At 40.7% G+C, this 15,845-nt stretch carries 24 protein-coding genes; 10 read left to right on the forward strand and 14 right to left on the reverse strand.

The genetic code is table 11. The features are described from left to right. Positions 1-6 precede the first annotated feature (6 nt). The 3 genes from PASHI_RS09695 to PASHI_RS09705 form a co-directional block, all read right to left on the reverse strand. A complete protein-coding gene (locus PASHI_RS09695) occupies positions 7-375 on the reverse strand; it encodes a response regulator (RefSeq protein WP_055198910.1) in 369 nt (122 codons plus the stop codon). A 70-nt stretch (positions 376-445) separates the two neighbouring features. Beyond that, entirely contained in the window at positions 446-988 is a 543-nt protein-coding gene (locus PASHI_RS09700; RefSeq protein ID WP_244269387.1) for a DUF6942 family protein, read from the reverse strand. After that, positions 985-1,434, reverse strand: a complete 450-nt coding sequence (locus tag PASHI_RS09705) for a YaiI/YqxD family protein (protein ID WP_062565438.1) — start codon at positions 1,432-1,434, stop codon at positions 985-987. Before PASHI_RS09705 ends, PASHI_RS09700 begins: the two co-directional genes overlap by 4 nt. A gap of 104 nt (positions 1,435-1,538) precedes the next feature. On the opposite strand from PASHI_RS09705, the gene PASHI_RS09710 reads away from it, so the two are divergent. Then, positions 1,539-2,072 carry a lipocalin family protein gene (locus PASHI_RS09710; RefSeq protein WP_062565439.1) on the forward strand — a complete coding sequence of 178 codons (534 nt, stop codon included), beginning with the start codon at positions 1,539-1,541 and terminating at the stop codon, positions 2,070-2,072. A 205-nt stretch (positions 2,073-2,277) separates the two neighbouring features. On the opposite strand, the gene PASHI_RS09715 is transcribed toward PASHI_RS09710, so the two are convergent. Genes PASHI_RS09715 through PASHI_RS09725 form a run of 3 tightly spaced genes read right to left on the reverse strand, consistent with a single transcriptional unit; the run spans position 2,278 to position 4,552 of the window. Next, a complete protein-coding gene (locus tag PASHI_RS09715; RefSeq protein WP_062565440.1) occupies positions 2,278-2,613 on the reverse strand; it encodes a DUF3325 domain-containing protein in 336 nt (111 codons plus the stop codon). Further along, positions 2,610-4,211, reverse strand: coding sequence for a PepSY-associated TM helix domain-containing protein (locus tag PASHI_RS09720; protein ID WP_062565441.1), 1,602 nt, complete (start codon positions 4,209-4,211; stop codon positions 2,610-2,612). Before PASHI_RS09720 ends, PASHI_RS09715 begins: the two co-directional genes overlap by 4 nt. Next, on the reverse strand, positions 4,208-4,552 hold the full coding sequence (locus PASHI_RS09725) for a hypothetical protein (protein WP_244269388.1): 345 nt from the start codon (positions 4,550-4,552) through the stop codon (positions 4,208-4,210). The genes PASHI_RS09720 and PASHI_RS09725 overlap by 4 nt, the downstream gene beginning before the upstream one ends. A 201-nt stretch (positions 4,553-4,753) precedes the next feature. Here PASHI_RS09725 and PASHI_RS09730 point away from each other — a divergent pair, with 201 nt between their 5' ends. From PASHI_RS09730 to PASHI_RS09745, 4 genes are read left to right on the forward strand one after another with little or no spacing between them, the layout of a single operon-like run. Continuing rightward, entirely contained in the window at positions 4,754-5,446 is a 693-nt protein-coding gene (locus PASHI_RS09730) for an aspartate/glutamate racemase family protein (protein ID WP_062565442.1), read from the forward strand. Positions 5,447-5,455: 9 nt separating this feature from the next. Then, the gene (locus PASHI_RS09735; protein WP_062565443.1) at positions 5,456-5,818 is read left to right on the forward strand and encodes a VOC family protein; all 363 of its coding nucleotides are present in this window, start codon (positions 5,456-5,458) and stop codon (positions 5,816-5,818) included. Between the two features lie 19 nt (positions 5,819-5,837). Continuing rightward, the gene (locus PASHI_RS09740; RefSeq protein ID WP_062565444.1) at positions 5,838-6,419 is read left to right on the forward strand and encodes a uracil-DNA glycosylase family protein; all 582 of its coding nucleotides are present in this window, start codon (positions 5,838-5,840) and stop codon (positions 6,417-6,419) included. 3 nt (positions 6,420-6,422) lie between these two features. After that, positions 6,423-7,157 carry a phytanoyl-CoA dioxygenase family protein gene (locus tag PASHI_RS09745; RefSeq protein WP_062565445.1) on the forward strand — a complete coding sequence of 245 codons (735 nt, stop codon included), beginning with the start codon at positions 6,423-6,425 and terminating at the stop codon, positions 7,155-7,157. Between the two features lie 47 nt (positions 7,158-7,204). On the opposite strand, the gene PASHI_RS09750 is transcribed toward PASHI_RS09745, so the two are convergent. Continuing rightward, positions 7,205-7,762 carry a hypothetical protein gene (locus PASHI_RS09750; protein ID WP_062565446.1) on the reverse strand — a complete coding sequence of 186 codons (558 nt, stop codon included), beginning with the start codon at positions 7,760-7,762 and terminating at the stop codon, positions 7,205-7,207. Between the two features lie 112 nt (positions 7,763-7,874). Between PASHI_RS09750 and arfB the strand changes: the two genes are divergently transcribed. Further along, the gene (gene arfB, locus PASHI_RS09755; RefSeq protein ID WP_062565447.1) at positions 7,875-8,288 is read left to right on the forward strand and encodes an alternative ribosome rescue aminoacyl-tRNA hydrolase ArfB; all 414 of its coding nucleotides are present in this window, start codon (positions 7,875-7,877) and stop codon (positions 8,286-8,288) included. A 135-nt stretch (positions 8,289-8,423) separates the two neighbouring features. Then, a complete protein-coding gene (locus PASHI_RS09760) occupies positions 8,424-8,744 on the forward strand; it encodes a hypothetical protein (protein WP_062565448.1) in 321 nt (106 codons plus the stop codon). A 16-nt stretch (positions 8,745-8,760) separates the two neighbouring features. Here the strand turns inward: PASHI_RS09760 and PASHI_RS09765 are convergent, their stop codons facing one another. The 6 genes from PASHI_RS09765 to PASHI_RS09790 form a co-directional block, all read right to left on the reverse strand. Beyond that, positions 8,761-9,795 carry a DUF2955 domain-containing protein gene (locus PASHI_RS09765; RefSeq protein WP_062565449.1) on the reverse strand — a complete coding sequence of 345 codons (1,035 nt, stop codon included), beginning with the start codon at positions 9,793-9,795 and terminating at the stop codon, positions 8,761-8,763. Between the two features lie 13 nt (positions 9,796-9,808). Continuing rightward, a complete protein-coding gene (locus PASHI_RS09770) occupies positions 9,809-10,870 on the reverse strand; it encodes an HlyD family secretion protein (RefSeq protein ID WP_062565450.1) in 1,062 nt (353 codons plus the stop codon). 4 nt (positions 10,871-10,874) lie between these two features. Beyond that, on the reverse strand, positions 10,875-11,351 hold the full coding sequence (locus tag PASHI_RS09775) for a MarR family winged helix-turn-helix transcriptional regulator (protein ID WP_058584360.1): 477 nt from the start codon (positions 11,349-11,351) through the stop codon (positions 10,875-10,877). Between the two features lie 135 nt (positions 11,352-11,486). Further along, complete coding sequence (locus PASHI_RS09780; protein WP_082710901.1) at positions 11,487-11,963, reverse strand: TlpA disulfide reductase family protein; 477 nt, start codon at positions 11,961-11,963, stop codon at positions 11,487-11,489. Next, complete coding sequence (locus PASHI_RS09785) at positions 11,960-12,850, reverse strand: spermidine synthase (protein WP_062565451.1); 891 nt, start codon at positions 12,848-12,850, stop codon at positions 11,960-11,962. Before PASHI_RS09785 ends, PASHI_RS09780 begins: the two co-directional genes overlap by 4 nt. Further along, a complete protein-coding gene (locus tag PASHI_RS09790) occupies positions 12,835-13,461 on the reverse strand; it encodes a fused MFS/spermidine synthase (protein WP_062565452.1) in 627 nt (208 codons plus the stop codon). Before PASHI_RS09790 ends, PASHI_RS09785 begins: the two co-directional genes overlap by 16 nt. Positions 13,462-13,653: 192 nt before the next feature. Here PASHI_RS09790 and PASHI_RS09795 point away from each other — a divergent pair, with 192 nt between their 5' ends. After that, entirely contained in the window at positions 13,654-14,112 is a 459-nt protein-coding gene (locus PASHI_RS09795; protein ID WP_062565453.1) for a GyrI-like domain-containing protein, read from the forward strand. A gap of 68 nt (positions 14,113-14,180) precedes the next feature. On the opposite strand, the gene PASHI_RS09800 is transcribed toward PASHI_RS09795, so the two are convergent. After that, a complete protein-coding gene (locus PASHI_RS09800; RefSeq protein WP_062565924.1) occupies positions 14,181-14,843 on the reverse strand; it encodes an FMN-dependent NADH-azoreductase in 663 nt (220 codons plus the stop codon). Positions 14,844-14,962: 119 nt separating this feature from the next. Between PASHI_RS09800 and PASHI_RS22220 the strand changes: the two genes are divergently transcribed. Continuing rightward, positions 14,963-15,211: a LysR family transcriptional regulator gene (locus PASHI_RS22220; protein ID WP_244269389.1), complete on the forward strand. Its 249-nt coding sequence runs from the start codon at positions 14,963-14,965 to the stop codon at positions 15,209-15,211. Beyond that, on the forward strand, positions 15,212-15,811 hold the full coding sequence (locus tag PASHI_RS09805; protein WP_244269390.1) for a hypothetical protein: 600 nt from the start codon (positions 15,212-15,214) through the stop codon (positions 15,809-15,811). It abuts the gene before it with no gap. Positions 15,812-15,845: the final 34 nt, after the last annotated feature.

The raw sequence follows: 15,845 nt of genomic DNA on the forward strand, positions 1-15,845 counted from the left end.
TGCAGGTTATTCTGGTTTAACAATTCGACTTAACTGCTTTTGCAGTGTATTTAAACAAAAAGGCTTAATGATAAAACCGTTCACTTTTGCTGTGATCATCTCGCTTACTGTTTGTTTACTGTCTTCGCAGGTTACCATCAATACAGGTAAATCACTTAGGACTGGGTTTTCACGAATATGATTAAGCAAACATTTGCCATCCATTTTCGGCATATGCAAATCAGTAATCACCAGATCAAAGCTGTGTTTTTCTAGTAAATCAAACGCTTGAGCGCCATCAGTCGCCTCCGTTATATCCTTATATTCAAGCCTACGCAACATGTTTATCAACACATGGCGCATAAGTGGCATATCGTCAACGACCAGTATTTTCATCTAAAGTACTATTAAGTATTACAGTATTTAAAGCTTAGTTTGCTAACTCAATAACGCAATAAACCAGAAACTAAGAAAAAATATCTGCAACAAGCTGGCTAAGTCGTGCAATTTTAATATTGCTCAATTGGCGGTAATCAAAATAGGGGCAAACAATCACTTTATCTGATTTACTAATAGCAAATTCATCGTCAAGCCAAGTTAGCTGGCAATGCAAAAGCCCGTCATTTATAAGCTGCTTAGCATGAGTTCTCCCTGCAATTATATGTAATTGCTCTGGTTTGCCTAATATCGGTGGGCTAAACAGTAATGCAGTTTGGCTATGTGTTTGCAGTAGTTGTTCATCGCGAAAGCTCTGCCAATCAGGTGCTCTTTTTGCAAAATCATAATATTCACTTGGTAGTGCAAACAGCACTTTACCATACACGTTAAAAACTTTGCGCCAACCATTTCCACATGCTTGGTTTATTTCGTTTATTTGGCCGGGTTGCATTGCATGCAAATGGTCAAGCTGTTGCCAAGCAGGCATCGGTGGGCGCTTTTCTATATAAACAGCGACTCTAAAGGCTTCATCACCAAAACCCTGCAGTGGCATACTTTTAACGACACTCATGACTTTTTAGCGAGGATTCGATCTAGGTTATTTGCAAAGTTTTGGCGGTCAGCTTGGCTTAACGGCGGCGGGCCACCGGCCATTTCAACGCCACTTGAGCGCATTGTTTCCATAAAATCACGAACATTTAAACGTGAGCGAATGTTTTCAGTCGTATACAACTCACCGCGTGGATTAAGCGCTTGGGCACCTTTTTCGATAACTTCAGCAGCTAAAGGAATATCACCGGTGATCACCAAATCATTTGGCTCGATGCGCTTAACAATTTCGTTATCGGCAATATCAAACCCAGAAGATACCTGCAAACGGCTAATAAACTTTGAGGGTGGCACTCGCATCGCATGGTTCGCCACTAATGTGGTAAAGGTTTGTGTGCGCTCTGCGGCACGAAACAATATTTCTTTAATAACGACGGGGCAGGCGTCTGCATCAACCCAAATCTTCATGCTGTTCTCAATCTTTAATTTTAGACATTAATAGTTTACCGTAATTGAACTAAATTAGTGCTATTAACGTATTAATTTGTTTAATTTTTAAAGGGAGTAAAAACGTGCAAACATCATTAAAGTTAATCGGGGTTTTATGTATCACAGCCATTTTATCTGCTTGTACAGGCGTGCCAGACAACATCAAACCCGTCGATAATTTTGAGCTAAACAAATACACAGGAACCTGGTACGAAATTGCACGTTTAGATCATTCATTTGAACGCGGCCTTGAGGGCATTACCGCTGAATACTCAATTAACCCTGATGGCAGTGTAAAAGTTATCAATAAAGGTTACAGCGCCGAAGATAAAGAATGGCAGCAAGCTGAAGGTAAAGCGAAGTTTGCAGAGCAACAAGACATTGGTCACTTAGAGGTATCATTCTTTGGGCCATTCTATAGCTCATATGTAGTGTTTGAATTAGATAAGCAAGACTATCAATACGCTTATATTACTGGCTATAACAAAGAGTATTTATGGTTTTTGTCGCGCACTCCTAACGTTACTGAACAGCAAATGCAGGACTTTATAAACACAGCAAAAAAATATGGTTTTAAAACAGACGAACTTATTTATGTTGACCATGAGAGCTTGTAAAGGGGCTTTACAACTGTCTTTAAACTATCACGAATTTGCAACACAACTGTAATGGATGCTAGGCAAACTTAGCGTCGTTAATTTGAAACAACATGTGATCCCCCAATTTAACCCCCTGCTTGGGTAGGCATTGCCTACCCATTTTTTTATTACTTAATTAAGCACTATTGCGAATTGGTATCAGATCAGTTTTTTACTAACTACACTACAAAATCATCACCGAAAAGCCACTCAACAGCAAAACAGACATAGTTAATACACTGACATGCTTTACCCATGAAACAGTAAAACTGTATAAAATCATGAGCATAAGTACACTTAAAGCCATATAACCGCAAAATAGCAATGCGCCGTACCCAGCATCTGACAGCACGCAAAGCACCAAACTTAGTAAAATACTGATCCAGCCGCTGAATAAAAAGCTACTTCGCTGTTTTTCGGTTAATTTCTTTTTAAATACATCACGGAAATGATTGAATTTTGCAAGTGCAAAACAATTAAAGCCTAAAAAGCAGAGACTAAATTGCAGTAACTCCATCATCCTTGTTGCTCCTTTAACAGCCTGTTTTTATTTAATTTAGTCTTATTTGTAGCGGTTTTATGGCTAGGTATTTTTTTGCTTTGTAGTAAAAACAGCAGCCCAGCACAAATAAACGCACTATCAATACCTAATAAGGCCCACTGCTGAGTTAGTAAATACGTGATCCAATTACCATCTGTTGTCAACGCATTTACCACAGGTACTAATAAGCAAGCAGCAGCGTTAAGCCAAGCACTATAGCGCCAGTGGCGTTTTTCTCGGCCGATCACAGCAACGATTAGCATCGCCAGCCAAGCTAAGAAAAACACGAGTATTTCTTTATCGGCACGCCCGGCTAACCCTAAAGGTAATAATCGATTAGCAATGAAGAACGCTGCGGTTGCAATTGGTAAACCCATCAGGGTGGCTAAATTTAGAGTCTCAACGAGCTTAAGCCCAAAGCTTGGTTTTTGGTCTGCTTTGAGCCTCTCGCGTAAGCGTTTTGCCCACATGATGCAGCCTGTAGCTATCATGGCACAGCCAGCTACGCCACAGAAAAAATACAACCAACGCAGCAACGGCTCGGCTAAACGACCACTATGTAATGCTGTCATTGAGTCATAAAACTGCGCCGAAGCGCTCCAATCTTCGCCTGAACTGGCTTCAAGCTCACCTGTTACACCACTAAATAAGTAGCGTGGTCCGTTATCTACAACCTCTTTGCCGGTTGCCAAATAAACCACGATTTGTGAGGTCGCTGTATTGGCATTTCTAACAAACACGTAGCTAATGTCGGCATTCGGTGACTTAGTATAAATCTGATCTAACACATCTTTGATTGCCACCATAGGGCGCTGCTCTTCACTGGGCTTTGCACGTTTATTAATAGGCAATGCCTCATCAAACATTTGCCTTAAGCCATTTTCATATACAGTCTCGGCAGGGTAGGGGAACAGCATAAATATAAGCGTGATAATCCCCGTGTAGGTGATCATAATATGAAATGGTAATGCCAGCACCGACGAAACATTGTGTGCATCGAGCCAACTTCGGCTGCCTTTGTTTGCTCTAAAGCTAAACATATCTTTAAAAATACGTTTGTGGATCACGATGCCTGTTATAAGCGCTACCAACATAAATAATGAGGCTAAACAAACAATTATCCGTGCAGTAAATACATCTATGTAATGTAAATCAAAGTGTAAGCGATAGAAAAAGTTACCCCCCTTAGTTTCCCGAGGTTCGGGTAATTGCTCTAAGGTATTAGGGTCTAGATGTGTATAGTTGAAAGGTGCACGGCGCTGACCAGGCTGTTTAGGCTCAGCAAACCCATAGCTTAAAACAGGGTTACGCGGCTCAGGTAAGTTTATCCGCCAAGATAATGAATTAGGTGCCTGTTGCTGTAATTGCGCAAACACATAATTAATTTGCTCAGCTTGAGACTGAACCCGTTGTGCTTGATGCTGCACATGGTGCGTTTCAGGTTTGGCCCAAATAGTGATTTCATCTTTAAAAAAGCTGATGGTGCCAGCAAAAAAGATTAAGAACAGTAGCCAGCATACCAGCAAGCCAACCCAGGTATGAAGCCAAGTCATTGAGCGGAAAAAGCTCTCTTTCATAACCAATCCTTAATCAATGAAAGGGCCAGCAATTGCCCACCAGTTGTTAGTAAAATAGTGATCCAAACAGTCTTTAAAGACTTAACTGCAAACACCCAAATAAACACACAACAGTAAAAAAATACCGATAGAGTCGTGGTTAACAGCACGCTGTCGAGTTTATTAAGTGGTAATAACACAGCTAGTAATGAAATAAGCACACTGGTAAAGGCGTAACCACCAATGATGGCTGCAACGAAACGCAAAAACACAGCAACACGATAAGATAGACTCACAGAGCGATTTTTAGCTGTATTTTTAGGGCGATTGGTAGTCACTGCATCTAATGATTGAGAATGCATGATAATCCCTTAAAAAATAACACGAGAAGAAAACCCCGTATTATATCGCCGACAAACAGAAAAGATAGTAGTTATCATTTGCATACACGTATTAAATAATGAAACAAAACCAACTAACTCGATCTGTTAGTAAAATAATGATCTGCTAGCTTTGTTCTGTGCAATATCATATGGTGTTAAGTAAATAAAAAGGGAGCTGCAATGAAAACAATAGGCTTAATCGGTGGCATGAGTTGGGAGTCTACACAAAGTTACTACCAGCTTTTAAATCAAGGTATTAAAAACAAACTTGGGGGGTTGCATAGTGCCAAGATAGTTCTCGTTAGCCTCGATTTTGCCGAAATAGCTATGCTTCAACAGCAACAAGATTGGCCACAGATGGCCGAGATACTCATTAAAGCCGCTAAGCAAGTTGAAGCTGCGGGCGCGGATTATTTATTAATTTGTACCAACACCATGCATAAACTTGCTGAGCAAGTACAAGCGGCGGTTGCAATTCCTTTGTTACACATTGCAGATGCAGTTGGTGAAAACCTGATCCAACATAACTTTAAAAAAGTGGCTTTGTTGGGCACCCAGTTCACTATGGAACAAGACTTTTACAAGCAACGCCTAGCTGATAAATTCGCCATAGATGTGTTAATTCCTGATACACAGAGGCGTGAAACAGTGCATCGAGTGATTTATGATGAACTATGTAAAGGCATCATCAGCCCAGAATCTAAAGCTGAGTATTTAACCATTATTGATGATCTAACTCAGCAAGGTGCTGAAGCCATTATTCTTGGTTGCACCGAAATAGCGCTGTTAGTTCAACAATCAGATACATCTATTCCATTACTTGATAGTACAGCACTTCATTGCGCTATGGCGCTTGAGAATAGTTTAAATTAGGAGCACACCATGTCGAACCACCATAGCTTAAATTATGTTGAATTTGCTGCTAAAGATTTAGCCGCAACAAAGGCATTTTTTCATCAGGTTTTTAAATGGCAATTTACCGACTATGGCCCTGAATACACGGCTTTTAGCGCTGAATCAGCGGGCCTTGATGGCGGTTTTTATCAAGCCCCATTAACTAGCTTAACCAATAATGGCGGCGCGCTACTGGTGCTTTATTCAAATAATATTAAAGAGACTCAAGCACAGGTAGAAAAACACGGCGGCACAATTATTAAACCCTTGTTTGATTTTCCTGGAGGCTGTCGTTTTCACTTCACAGAGCCAAGTGGTAATGAGTTAGCAGTTTGGTCAAAGCAAGCATAGATCATATTTTTACTAACTCATGAGTACTCAATCATTATTAGAACAAGTTAGTAAATGCGTGATCTGCGAACCTCATTTACCACTCGGAGCGCGGCCCGTTATTCAGTTTAACCCACAGGCTCGTATTTTAATTGCTGGTCAAGCACCAGGAATTAAAGTGCATGAAAGTGGCAAACCTTTTAATGATGCAAGCGGGCAAAGGCTTCGATGTTGGCTTGGTGTAACGAGTAATGAGTTTTACGATGAGCGCAATTTTGCTATCTTGCCGATGGGCTTTTGTTACCCGGGCAAAGGAAAATCAGGTGATTTACCGCCAAGAAAAGAGTGCGCGATTGCATGGCGTGAAAAACTCTTAGCGCAACTTAATAATATTGAGCTCACCATTATCTTAGGTAAGTACGCGCAGGCATATCATTTACCCCACACTAAGCAGCTACCTTTAACTGAGTTAGTAAAATCGTGGCGTGAATATTGGCCAAATTACTTGCCACTTCCTCACCCAAGCCCTCGCAATAATATCTGGCTAAAGAAAAATCCGTGGTTTGAGCAACAAGTATTGCCTGAGCTTAGTAGTAAAATACGTGCAATTTTAGCAAGGTAAAAAATGGAAAATAACTTTTTTGCTGAAAACGGCTACTACCATGTAAAGGGCCTTTACACAGAGAGTGAGCTTAGCAAGGTAAGGCCAATTCTCGATAAATTTCATCATCACTGGTTGCAAGAAAACCAATCTTTTTACCAATCCAGAGGGATTAATAGCTCAGGTTTGACTGGTGCTGCATGTTTAAGTGTTGAGGAAAAGTTTACTCTTTTTGAGTTTGTCAGCGCCAACACACTATTGAAACAGGTTAAGGGTATTGTTGCTGAGCCCCAGTTTATGAATACTCAACTATTCTTTAACCCTTACAACCCTAAACAGGCAAATTATTGGCATCGCGATATGCAGTATCACTTAGAGCTTGATGCGCAAAAGGCCGCTCTTAGCGGCCCTGAAGTGTTGCATTGCCGCGTTGCTTTTGAAGATGAGCCGGGAATAGAGCTAATACCAAGCAGCCATAAAAACTGGGATTCAGATGAAGAATTAATAGTTAGATTAGAACAGCAGGGCGCTCGAAATAGTGACTCACTAACTCGTGGTAAAAGTGTAGCACTCAAAAAAGGTGACTTACTCATATTTTCGGCAAATATGATCCATCGGGGCTTATACGGTATGAATCGTTTCGCCCTAGATATTTTATACTTTGAACGTCACCCAAGCCTTAATGAGTTTGTACAAACTGGATTTTTACCAACTGCACAACAAAAGCAGCATCTAAAAAACCCTATGGTATTCAAGTAAGCACAAAAAAGCGGCTTCTTAGCCGCTTTCTTTATTTTATTGTGCAGTTACTGCAACATTGCGAACAATTCTTTTAACTGCGGCATATACTGCTTAACTAAGTTAACGTTACTTTCGCTAACATTTGCTGTTGCAGTACTTGCTTTAACACCTTCTAAAGCACCTGCCATTGAGCGAGTCCCCGCATCAGATGAAGATGCTGTAAGGCTTTGTAAACCACTCATTGCTTGATTTACACGTTGCTTGTTCTCTTCTGACATACCCGCTTTAAGGTTTTCTAAATACGCCATTGATACCTCTGAGCCAACAGTAACTAACTGCTCAGGTGTGAAACCATATTGCTTGGTCAGGGCTTCAAACTCTGTGTATAGCTCGTGATCTTTAATGTGGCCTAATGCATCCATTACTGACGAACTGTCAACACCATCAGAACTACCTAGCATACCACCGAGATTTACAGTATCTAATTCAGACTGATTTTGTGACCAATTGACCACAGCAGGTAAGGCTTTTATATAACGCTGTAGCTGGCTTTCAGTAATATCTTCTGCGAAGCTAGAAAAACTCATCGCAAGTAGGCTCATAGAAATAAGTAGTGCTTTCATCGTGATCTCCTTTCTTTCAAAATGGTTAGCAACCGGCGCAAATAGTCGAGCTATTATGTTTAGCCAATTACAAATGTTACAATACCTTTTTTACCATAGCTAACTGAACCTGATGTTAATTATTTCTAATACCGTCAAAATTGATGAATGGGAACTCGACTTTAGTGCGATCCGCTCGCAAGGCGCTGGCGGGCAGAACGTCAATAAAGTAGCTACAGCTATTCATCTTCGTTTTGATATTAATCGCTCAAAGTTACCTGACTTTTACAAACAACGTTTACTTAATTTAAATGATTCTCGAATTACCAAAGAGGGCGTTATTGTCATAAAGTCGCAAAGTCATCGCACGCAAGAAATGAACAAAGAAGATGCGCTTAATCGTTTGAAAGAATTAATCATTAATGCAACACAAATACAAAAGAAACGAAGAGCAACAAAACCAAGTAAAAATTCTCAGAGAAAGCGCATGGACTCTAAAACAAAAAGAGGACAAACAAAAGCATTAAGAAAAAATGTAAAATTCTAACTTTCACATCAGAAGATCGTGTCAAAAATAAGCAGAACTGTAAAGAAGTGTAACTTGTTAACAAAGTTAATTGATGGTTAATCCTGCCGCGTCTATAATAGTCATACAATCTCACCATTAATGAAGGAGCCGCGTATGGGCCAGAAATCACGCATTGTTGCCGCTGCAATGATAACGCTGTCAGCTTTGCCTATGTCGAGTTTTGCTGTAGATTCATGGCAAGCCGGAAGCGCGTATCCGCAAGGTAGTGAAACCTGTTACAACGAAATTCTTTATAAAGCCAGATGGTGGGCAACCCCAGGAGAAGAGCCTGGCAGTTCACAATGGGGCGCTTGGGTTGCAGATGTCGCCTCAAAAACCTGTGTACAGAGTGTCGTAAAGAAACAAGACGATTTACTTAAGTCTCTACCTACAATTTTCGAACCAAATATCAATAAAAAAGGGAGTTCTGATTAACTCCCTTTTTTAATCTTTAATCAAACGTGTGATGCCTAGTCATTGCAAAGCGATTTAAGATGTGATGCATTATATACACCGCACATAAGCTCAATAGTATGGCCACAGACACCGACGAAAAACGATAGAGCGCACTGTAAACCAAATCTTGCCCCGGCCCTAATGACTGGCCAAACAAAATACCAAATGTGGTGATAATACCAAAGCCAACACCCGGAATACCGCCACCAATTATGTGATAACGACTAAAGATAAAGGTCAAAATCCACAGAATTAACGCAGGAAATATCAAAATATCTGTATGGTTATACAAAAATAACTGTGCCACTAACGCTAAGTTACAACCGATTAGGGTGCCTATCGCGCGCTGCCATGCAGCCATACCTGCCGCTTTCCAGCACAATGAAAATAATATCAGTACCGAGGCTGCTTGAGCGGAGATAGAGTCTTGTAAATCAAATACCTGAAATACAACAAATGATAAAGTCGCGACGGTTGAACAAAGTAATACTTCGTGGCGTATACTTTCTTTTGCTTTCTCTGGCATTACCCGACCTTGGCGTGGTGCAACATCAGGGAATAAACCATGCATTAGCATCGAAAACAGCACAGTTACGACAACTGCAACAGCGTTACTAATGATCAGCGGATAAATACTGACACCACCGCCGGTGTAGGTCGAAAAATGTAATTGAATCGACAAACTCACCACCGTTGTGGCGCCAAATAAAAAGTTAGCACCACGGCTCATTTGATAGAACAAAAAGGCAAAGGCTATAAAGCTCATCATTGTCATTACAACAGGCAAGTGTGCAAACAGCCCTTGCACAACCAGCACAAATAGCGCACTGAACACCGCGCCTGCGTAAAACTGACGAATAATATGCATGTTAAGCACAGGCACTAAACCGAGTAGTAGCATAGGATAAACAGTAAAAAAGATACCATTCGGCCAGTTCATCAATTTTGCCAGTGAAAACCCTAATGCTGAGCCCGTAGCAATGCGTAGTGCTTGGCGTAAGCCATTACCATCGAGTTGCAATACTGACATAACTCACCCAGCCTTAGTAAATGAAGTGCAGAACACTAATAAAGCGAATTTGCATGCTTGCAAACCAACTGCCAATGCTAGAGTCAGGCAAAAGCTGTACGGTTGCACGCGCACCACTTGGAAATTTTGCCAGCATCTGGTGTTCATCTAGCTTAATATGGATACGTTGACGCTGTGCATCTCGTACCCAACGGTTGCTGCTTTCAGTGGCACTGAGTAAACCGTTAGCATTAAGCTGGCCATCACTCACACCCGCTTCAAAACTAACAATTTTGCCTGTAAACACTTTGCCCGGTAGCGCATCAAAGCTGACTTTTGCAGTGCTACCAATTTGAACGTGAGCTAAAGACTTTTCACGAAAATCAGCCACTAAATCAGCTTTATTAGCAACAATCGCCATTAACGGCTGGCCCTTATTAGCATAGGTACCCGGTGTTACCTGTAAGTTTGCTGTTTTACCGTCGGTATCAGCTGTCACTGTGGTGTACGACAGGTTTAGTTTCGCTTGTTCAAGCTGGTTTTGAGCATGACGAAGCGCTAAATTGTCATCCCCTATTTTACCGCGCGCTAATTTAGCCTCGCTAAGCTGGGCTTCAATTGCAGCCACATTGGCTTTGCTTGATTGATAGTTCGCATTGATAGTTTCGTACTCTTGCTCTGAAATAGAACGCTTTTTCAATAGCGACTCACCGCGTTCAAACAGCAACGTTTGCTCATGTAGCTTAGCTTGAGCAGCCGCTAACTGTGCTTCTATTGCCTTCACACTACTATCTAAACGTTGGTTTTGTAGTTTTGCATCATCATATGCAAGTTCAGCTTGTTGCACGGCAAGCTCAAACGGCTCATCGTTAATCTTAAACAAGGCTTGCTGTTTTTCGACGGCTTGATTATTAGTCACTAACACGTCAGTCACACGACCACTTACCTGTGGGGTCACTTGCACAACCGGATGATACACACGGGCCTGCGGTGTAACAGGCATATACAAATCGGCAATCACAAAATATAAAAATAAAACAATAAAACCCGCTAAAGAGATTTTTACGTAACGGGCAAACTTTTGATCTGGTGTCATAACGTTACTTATCTCCTGAATAATGACGGATACACTGACGAGCATTCTGTTCCATCTGAATTAAGCCATGCGCCATGGTATCGAGTTGCTCAGTGGTTAAATCGGCATAAAGGTGCTCTTTCACATCGGCAATAATCACCTGCAATGTGTCTAACAATTGTAGACCTTGCTCAGTGAAGTACAGACGTTTACTGCGTTTATCTTCAGCGTCAGCTTTACGAGCAATAATCTCTTGTTGCTCAAGCTGCTTAATAGTGCGAGTTAGTGAAGGCATTTCAATGCCTAAGCTATTTGCCAACTCTTGTTGCGTACAACCTTGGTTTAAATGAAACAGGTGCATCATCGCAGTCCAGCGAGATTGAGTAAGGCCTAAAGGCTCAACCGCCAAAGTGACAGCATCGCGACATAAACGATGCACACGGCCCATACTGCCGCATAATGTTAAATCAAGAGTTTCGTGAAAAGGGGGAGTGGAAGACATGATGCGCTCCATTTACTTAGCATGCTAACTATCTTAATATAGTTAGCATGCTAAGTAAATATTGGTGCAATTAATAAAATAGATAGCTGCGTTCGATAAAAGCGAACAACAGCAAAAGTTATCTGATAGATAACACTATTTAGCAATTAACTCCTTGATATGGCTTTCATAGAGGTCTAATTTATCAGCAACAAATCCTGTGTGTTGGAATCGTACTATGCCTTCTTTATCAATTAAAAAGCTGCTCGGCATCCCTTTAAGTTGGTATTGCCTGCCAATAACAGCGTCTGGGTCATAAATAATATTAAAGTTCACTGCAAACTCAGCTAAAAATGCATCGGCATCACCGCGCTCAACATCAATATTTACAGCTATCACTTCAAGCCCTTGCTGTTGATACTTGCTCTGCATCGCTATAAACCAAGGAAACGAGCGTCGGCACGGGCTGCACCAAGATGCCCAAAAATCGAGTAACACGACTTGCCCTTTGTATTGATTTAATAGTTTAGACAACTGCTGCTGACTTGCAGCTAAAGGTGGGGGAGAAGGGGGCTCTGCCATAGCAGCAGAGCTGGTAAATAAAAGACATGCAATTAAGGCGTATTTGATCATTGATAATTTAATAAATTCGCTGGTGAATATTGGTCAGTGAGCACCTTGGTATCCGCTGGCCAATCTTGATTACCCTTAGTATAAAACAAATGCTCGCTGAGTAACTGCAAATCAACATCGTAAGGGGTTAGCTTATTTGCGAGTTTGTTGACGCGTTCGGCTAACTGTTGCTGGCTAGGCATAGTCTCGAAGCCAGCTAAAATAATGCGATTAGAGTTTTCATCGGTCACAACATTAACAAAGTCACCAAACACATCGAAGTAAGTTGCCGACTCATGCTGGTACAATTTACTCGATGAAAAAGTATTTGCAGCGACAATTCCGCCATCAGCCAAAACACTTTTTACTTCCGCAAAAAACTCCTTAGTGAGGAGGTGCTCAGGGATATAATCGCCGTTAAAGGCATCAAGAATAATCCAATCGTACTTTTGTTTTTTAAGTGCGGCACGTTTAATAAAAATTCGGCCATCTTGCACCTTAGACGTTACGTTATTAGTTTCTACAAAGCTAAAATAATCACGGGCAACTTTTATTACCGCGGGGTCAATTTCGACATTTTCGATATGAGCGCTAGGGTAAAGCTCATGAATGGTATTAGAGAGTGAACCTCCTCCTAAACCTATGATCAATACATTTTTAGGATCATCAATAAATAGTAAGCTTGCGAACGTCATTTTGGTGTAATTAAACACCAGCTTTTTAGGCTCACTCTTATACATACAACTTTGCGTACTTTTACGGGTTTTTTCGTTAAATTTTAAACACAGTAAATCGCCTGTCTTCTCCACTAAAATATTTCGATAAAGCGAGCGCTCTTTATGTATTACTTCGGCTAAGCTGCTAAAAGGCAATGTCATGAGCAAACAAACCATTAAGACTCTAAACATACAGTACGCTCCTTTGTTTTTATTTGACTAACCGCAATTGCAAGCAAACCAAGCGCGCCTAATACCGCTGCAAAGGTTTTAATGATGTCGTTAACATCAAACGCTAACACCATATAAAAAGAGGTAATAATCGTACCAAGCGCACTACCTAGGGTGCTCACAAAATACAAACCACCGGCAACCTGGCCACTTTTTTCATGATCGGTAACCAATAATCGCACTGAGTAAGGTGAGATCATACCGAGTATTGTTGTAGGAATAAAAAACAACGCCGTTGATGCCAGCAACGAGCCGTAACGACTGTCTTCAACATGGGTGAAAATAAAGGTCATAATTGGCTCAGCAAACAATACTATTGGCACCACCATAATACTCGCTACAAAGAAAATGAGACCATATTTAGTTAACGAAGGATTGCGGGTTGAGAGCTTACCGCCAAGTAAATAGCCGAAAGATAAGCTCAACATAAATACAGTGATAATACTGCCCCATATATGCACACTGCTACCAAAGTACGGCGCTAAAATTCGCCCGCCTAAAAGCTCAATTCCCATAATGCAAAAGCCGCTACTAAAGGCTAAAAAGTAGATAAGCGCATTGATTTTATTCATTAAACACCCGCTGATTTTGTTGTTATTTTACCCATCTTAACCTGATGCAGATAAGGATGCCATGACTGTTTTTTAAGCTGTAAAGGCCGTTGACAAAATATAGTCTTTTTAAAATAAATAATTAAAAAGGCTAGGTTAAAGTACATGTGCTCTGGTATTTTACTGGGAACAAATTAAGCAAGGATAAATGCAATGGATCAGCAAGTAACACACATCAATATCGACAACCCAACGACTTTATTTGGCCTCAAAGTTCGCACCAGCAATATTAATGAAATGAGTGGGGAAAGTGCCAAAATAGCGGGCCTATGGCAGCAGTTTTACACAGACATAGCGCCAAAATTAACCCCATCTAGTCAAGTTTATGGCGTGTATACTCATTATGAATCTGATGTCACAGGGGAGTTTGATGTCTTTGCGTGTACTGACATGCAAGTCACATCATCAGAGATAGAACAAACTACACTCGCCACAGGTAACTACCTTCGCTTTAGTGGCAAAGGAGCAATGCCACAAACCGTCATCGATGTTTGGGGCCAAGTTTGGCAGTACTTTAGTAATGAACAGTGCCCTCATATTCGTGCATATAAAACTGACTATGAGTTTTATAAAAGCAGTGAAGAAGTTGAAGTATTCATTTCAGTTGAATAACGCCAACCCCTATTTTTAGTGTAAAGCCCCATTACAGATAAAGCCGCTTATTGCGGCTTTTTGTTTGCTTAATTGGCGTATCTCAGCGCTAATTGTTCTGCTTTAGCATAAGCGTTAGTCAAAGAACGTTGATGTCTTTGGTCGTTAAATTCTTGATACTCACAGGCAATTTCATCAATGTGCTCAGCACCTAAATACTTACTCAAGGTTTTAATGTGCGGCACTAAATGGCTCATACTCTCGCGTATACCACCGACCTCAAAACCAAACTCACCCGTTGAGGTAATAACCAGCAAACGTTTACCTGTTAACAATGGTTGCAAAGGAAAATCCCCCCGCTGCAAGTCAAAATCAAACGTTTTATTGATCCTAACGATTTGATCAAACCATGCTTTTAATTGCGCAGGCATGCCATAGTTATACATAGGCGTTGATATCACTATGGTATCAGCCTTAACTAATTCATTTATCAATTCATCAGATTCAGCCAGTACTTCTTTTTGCTCTAGCGTTAACTTGTTGGCTGGCGTAAACACAGCACCAATCCAAGATTGATTAATAAAGGAAGGTGGATTAATCCCAACATCACGATAAATATACTCAGCTATAGCATTATTTTGCTGTAAATGATTTACAAATTTCTTAGCAATATTTTTAGAGATTGAATCATGATTAGGGTTTGCATTTTTAGCTGAACGCACACTAGCATCAATGTGTAGCAGAGTAGTCATAGTAAATACCTCATTAGTTAATGAGTTGGTATCATCAATAAATAAGGGATATTTAACAAACGAGTTATTATTTACCATAAGTAAGTTATACTCACCTATAAATTTAGGTGGGTTTAACTATGCACATATCATTACAAGCTTTAAAAGCCTTTGAGTCAGCTGCGAGACTAGGTAGCTTTAAAGCAGCCGCCGCTGAGCTTGCGATTACACCTACAGCGGTATCGCACCACATTGCGAACCTAGAAAGCCGCTTAAATATTGACTTATTTCATCGCGAAGTGAGAAAGATTACCTTAACTCCATCAGGCGAGTACCTGAGCCAAAACACAACTAGCGGCTTTAAGCTTATTTTTGCGGCAATAGAATAATTGAGCCAAGCACATAACCAAGTACGCATCACCACAACATCATCTCTAGCAGCCCTAAGATTAATACCCGCTTTAGATGAGCTTTATAGCGAGAAACCACATTTACAGCTTGATATATCAACCAGTGAAACTTTAGATAAGCAACTGCATACCTTGCCTGTTAGGTTAGGAAATAGTGAGGAAGTAAACAAAGCAGATATCATCAAATATGAGCGCTTTGATATGTTTGCGGCAAACGCGCAACAAAGCGCCCCTTGGCTTGATAAACAGGTTACTTTATACACCAGCCAATGGAAAAATAATGCCCTACCAGCCCCACCATTAACGCGGTGGCTCAAAGTAAATAACCTAAGTGATTCATGTTTCAAGGTAAAAACATTCGATCAAGAGCTGTTTGGTATAAATCAGGTGCTCGCCAATAAAGGTGTGGTGTTTTGCTCAAACACCTTAGTACAACCATACCTAGATGCAGGGTTACTAACATCGTTTAATAGCCAAGATGTTGAATCAAAACTGTGTTACTACATTCCCGAAAAGTCTCGCTTTGAAACAGCAACACATAACGTTGTGATTGAATGGCTTGAGCGGTTACTGAATTAATGATGTACAAATAACCATCATTTAAGTTACTGTG

This window comes from Pseudoalteromonas shioyasakiensis (assembly GCF_001550135.1).
Taxonomy (GTDB): Bacteria; Pseudomonadota; Gammaproteobacteria; order Enterobacterales; family Alteromonadaceae; genus Pseudoalteromonas; species Pseudoalteromonas shioyasakiensis.

Excerpts from the sequence above, each read along its gene's own strand:
- PASHI_RS09695 (WP_055198910.1), bottom strand. The coding sequence starts at position 375 with ATGAAAATACTGGTCGTTGACGATATGCCACTTATGCGCCATGTGTTG.
- PASHI_RS09700 (WP_244269387.1), bottom strand. The coding sequence starts at position 988 with ATGAGTGTCGTTAAAAGTATGCCACTGCAGGGTTTTGGTGATGAAGCC.
- PASHI_RS09705 (WP_062565438.1), bottom strand. The coding sequence starts at position 1,434 with ATGAAGATTTGGGTTGATGCAGACGCCTGCCCCGTCGTTATTAAAGAA.
- PASHI_RS09715 (WP_062565440.1), bottom strand. The coding sequence starts at position 2,613 with ATGATGGAGTTACTGCAATTTAGTCTCTGCTTTTTAGGCTTTAATTGT.
- PASHI_RS09720 (WP_062565441.1), bottom strand. The coding sequence starts at position 4,211 with ATGAAAGAGAGCTTTTTCCGCTCAATGACTTGGCTTCATACCTGGGTT.
- PASHI_RS09725 (WP_244269388.1), bottom strand. The coding sequence starts at position 4,552 with ATGCATTCTCAATCATTAGATGCAGTGACTACCAATCGCCCTAAAAAT.
- PASHI_RS09730 (WP_062565442.1), top strand. The coding sequence starts at position 4,754 with ATGAAAACAATAGGCTTAATCGGTGGCATGAGTTGGGAGTCTACACAA.
- PASHI_RS09735 (WP_062565443.1), top strand. The coding sequence starts at position 5,456 with ATGTCGAACCACCATAGCTTAAATTATGTTGAATTTGCTGCTAAAGAT.
- PASHI_RS09740 (WP_062565444.1), top strand. The coding sequence starts at position 5,838 with ATGAGTACTCAATCATTATTAGAACAAGTTAGTAAATGCGTGATCTGC.
- PASHI_RS09745 (WP_062565445.1), top strand. The coding sequence starts at position 6,423 with ATGGAAAATAACTTTTTTGCTGAAAACGGCTACTACCATGTAAAGGGC.
- PASHI_RS09750 (WP_062565446.1), bottom strand. The coding sequence starts at position 7,762 with ATGAAAGCACTACTTATTTCTATGAGCCTACTTGCGATGAGTTTTTCT.
- arfB (WP_062565447.1), top strand. The coding sequence starts at position 7,875 with ATGTTAATTATTTCTAATACCGTCAAAATTGATGAATGGGAACTCGAC.
- PASHI_RS09760 (WP_062565448.1), top strand. The coding sequence starts at position 8,424 with ATGGGCCAGAAATCACGCATTGTTGCCGCTGCAATGATAACGCTGTCA.
- PASHI_RS09765 (WP_062565449.1), bottom strand. The coding sequence starts at position 9,795 with ATGTCAGTATTGCAACTCGATGGTAATGGCTTACGCCAAGCACTACGC.
- PASHI_RS09770 (WP_062565450.1), bottom strand. The coding sequence starts at position 10,870 with ATGACACCAGATCAAAAGTTTGCCCGTTACGTAAAAATCTCTTTAGCG.
- PASHI_RS09775 (WP_058584360.1), bottom strand. The coding sequence starts at position 11,351 with ATGTCTTCCACTCCCCCTTTTCACGAAACTCTTGATTTAACATTATGC.
- PASHI_RS09780 (WP_082710901.1), bottom strand. The coding sequence starts at position 11,963 with ATGATCAAATACGCCTTAATTGCATGTCTTTTATTTACCAGCTCTGCT.
- PASHI_RS09785 (WP_062565451.1), bottom strand. The coding sequence starts at position 12,850 with ATGTTTAGAGTCTTAATGGTTTGTTTGCTCATGACATTGCCTTTTAGC.
- PASHI_RS09790 (WP_062565452.1), bottom strand. The coding sequence starts at position 13,461 with ATGAATAAAATCAATGCGCTTATCTACTTTTTAGCCTTTAGTAGCGGC.
- PASHI_RS09795 (WP_062565453.1), top strand. The coding sequence starts at position 13,654 with ATGGATCAGCAAGTAACACACATCAATATCGACAACCCAACGACTTTA.
- PASHI_RS09800 (WP_062565924.1), bottom strand. The coding sequence starts at position 14,843 with ATGACTACTCTGCTACACATTGATGCTAGTGTGCGTTCAGCTAAAAAT.
- PASHI_RS22220 (WP_244269389.1), top strand. The coding sequence starts at position 14,963 with ATGCACATATCATTACAAGCTTTAAAAGCCTTTGAGTCAGCTGCGAGA.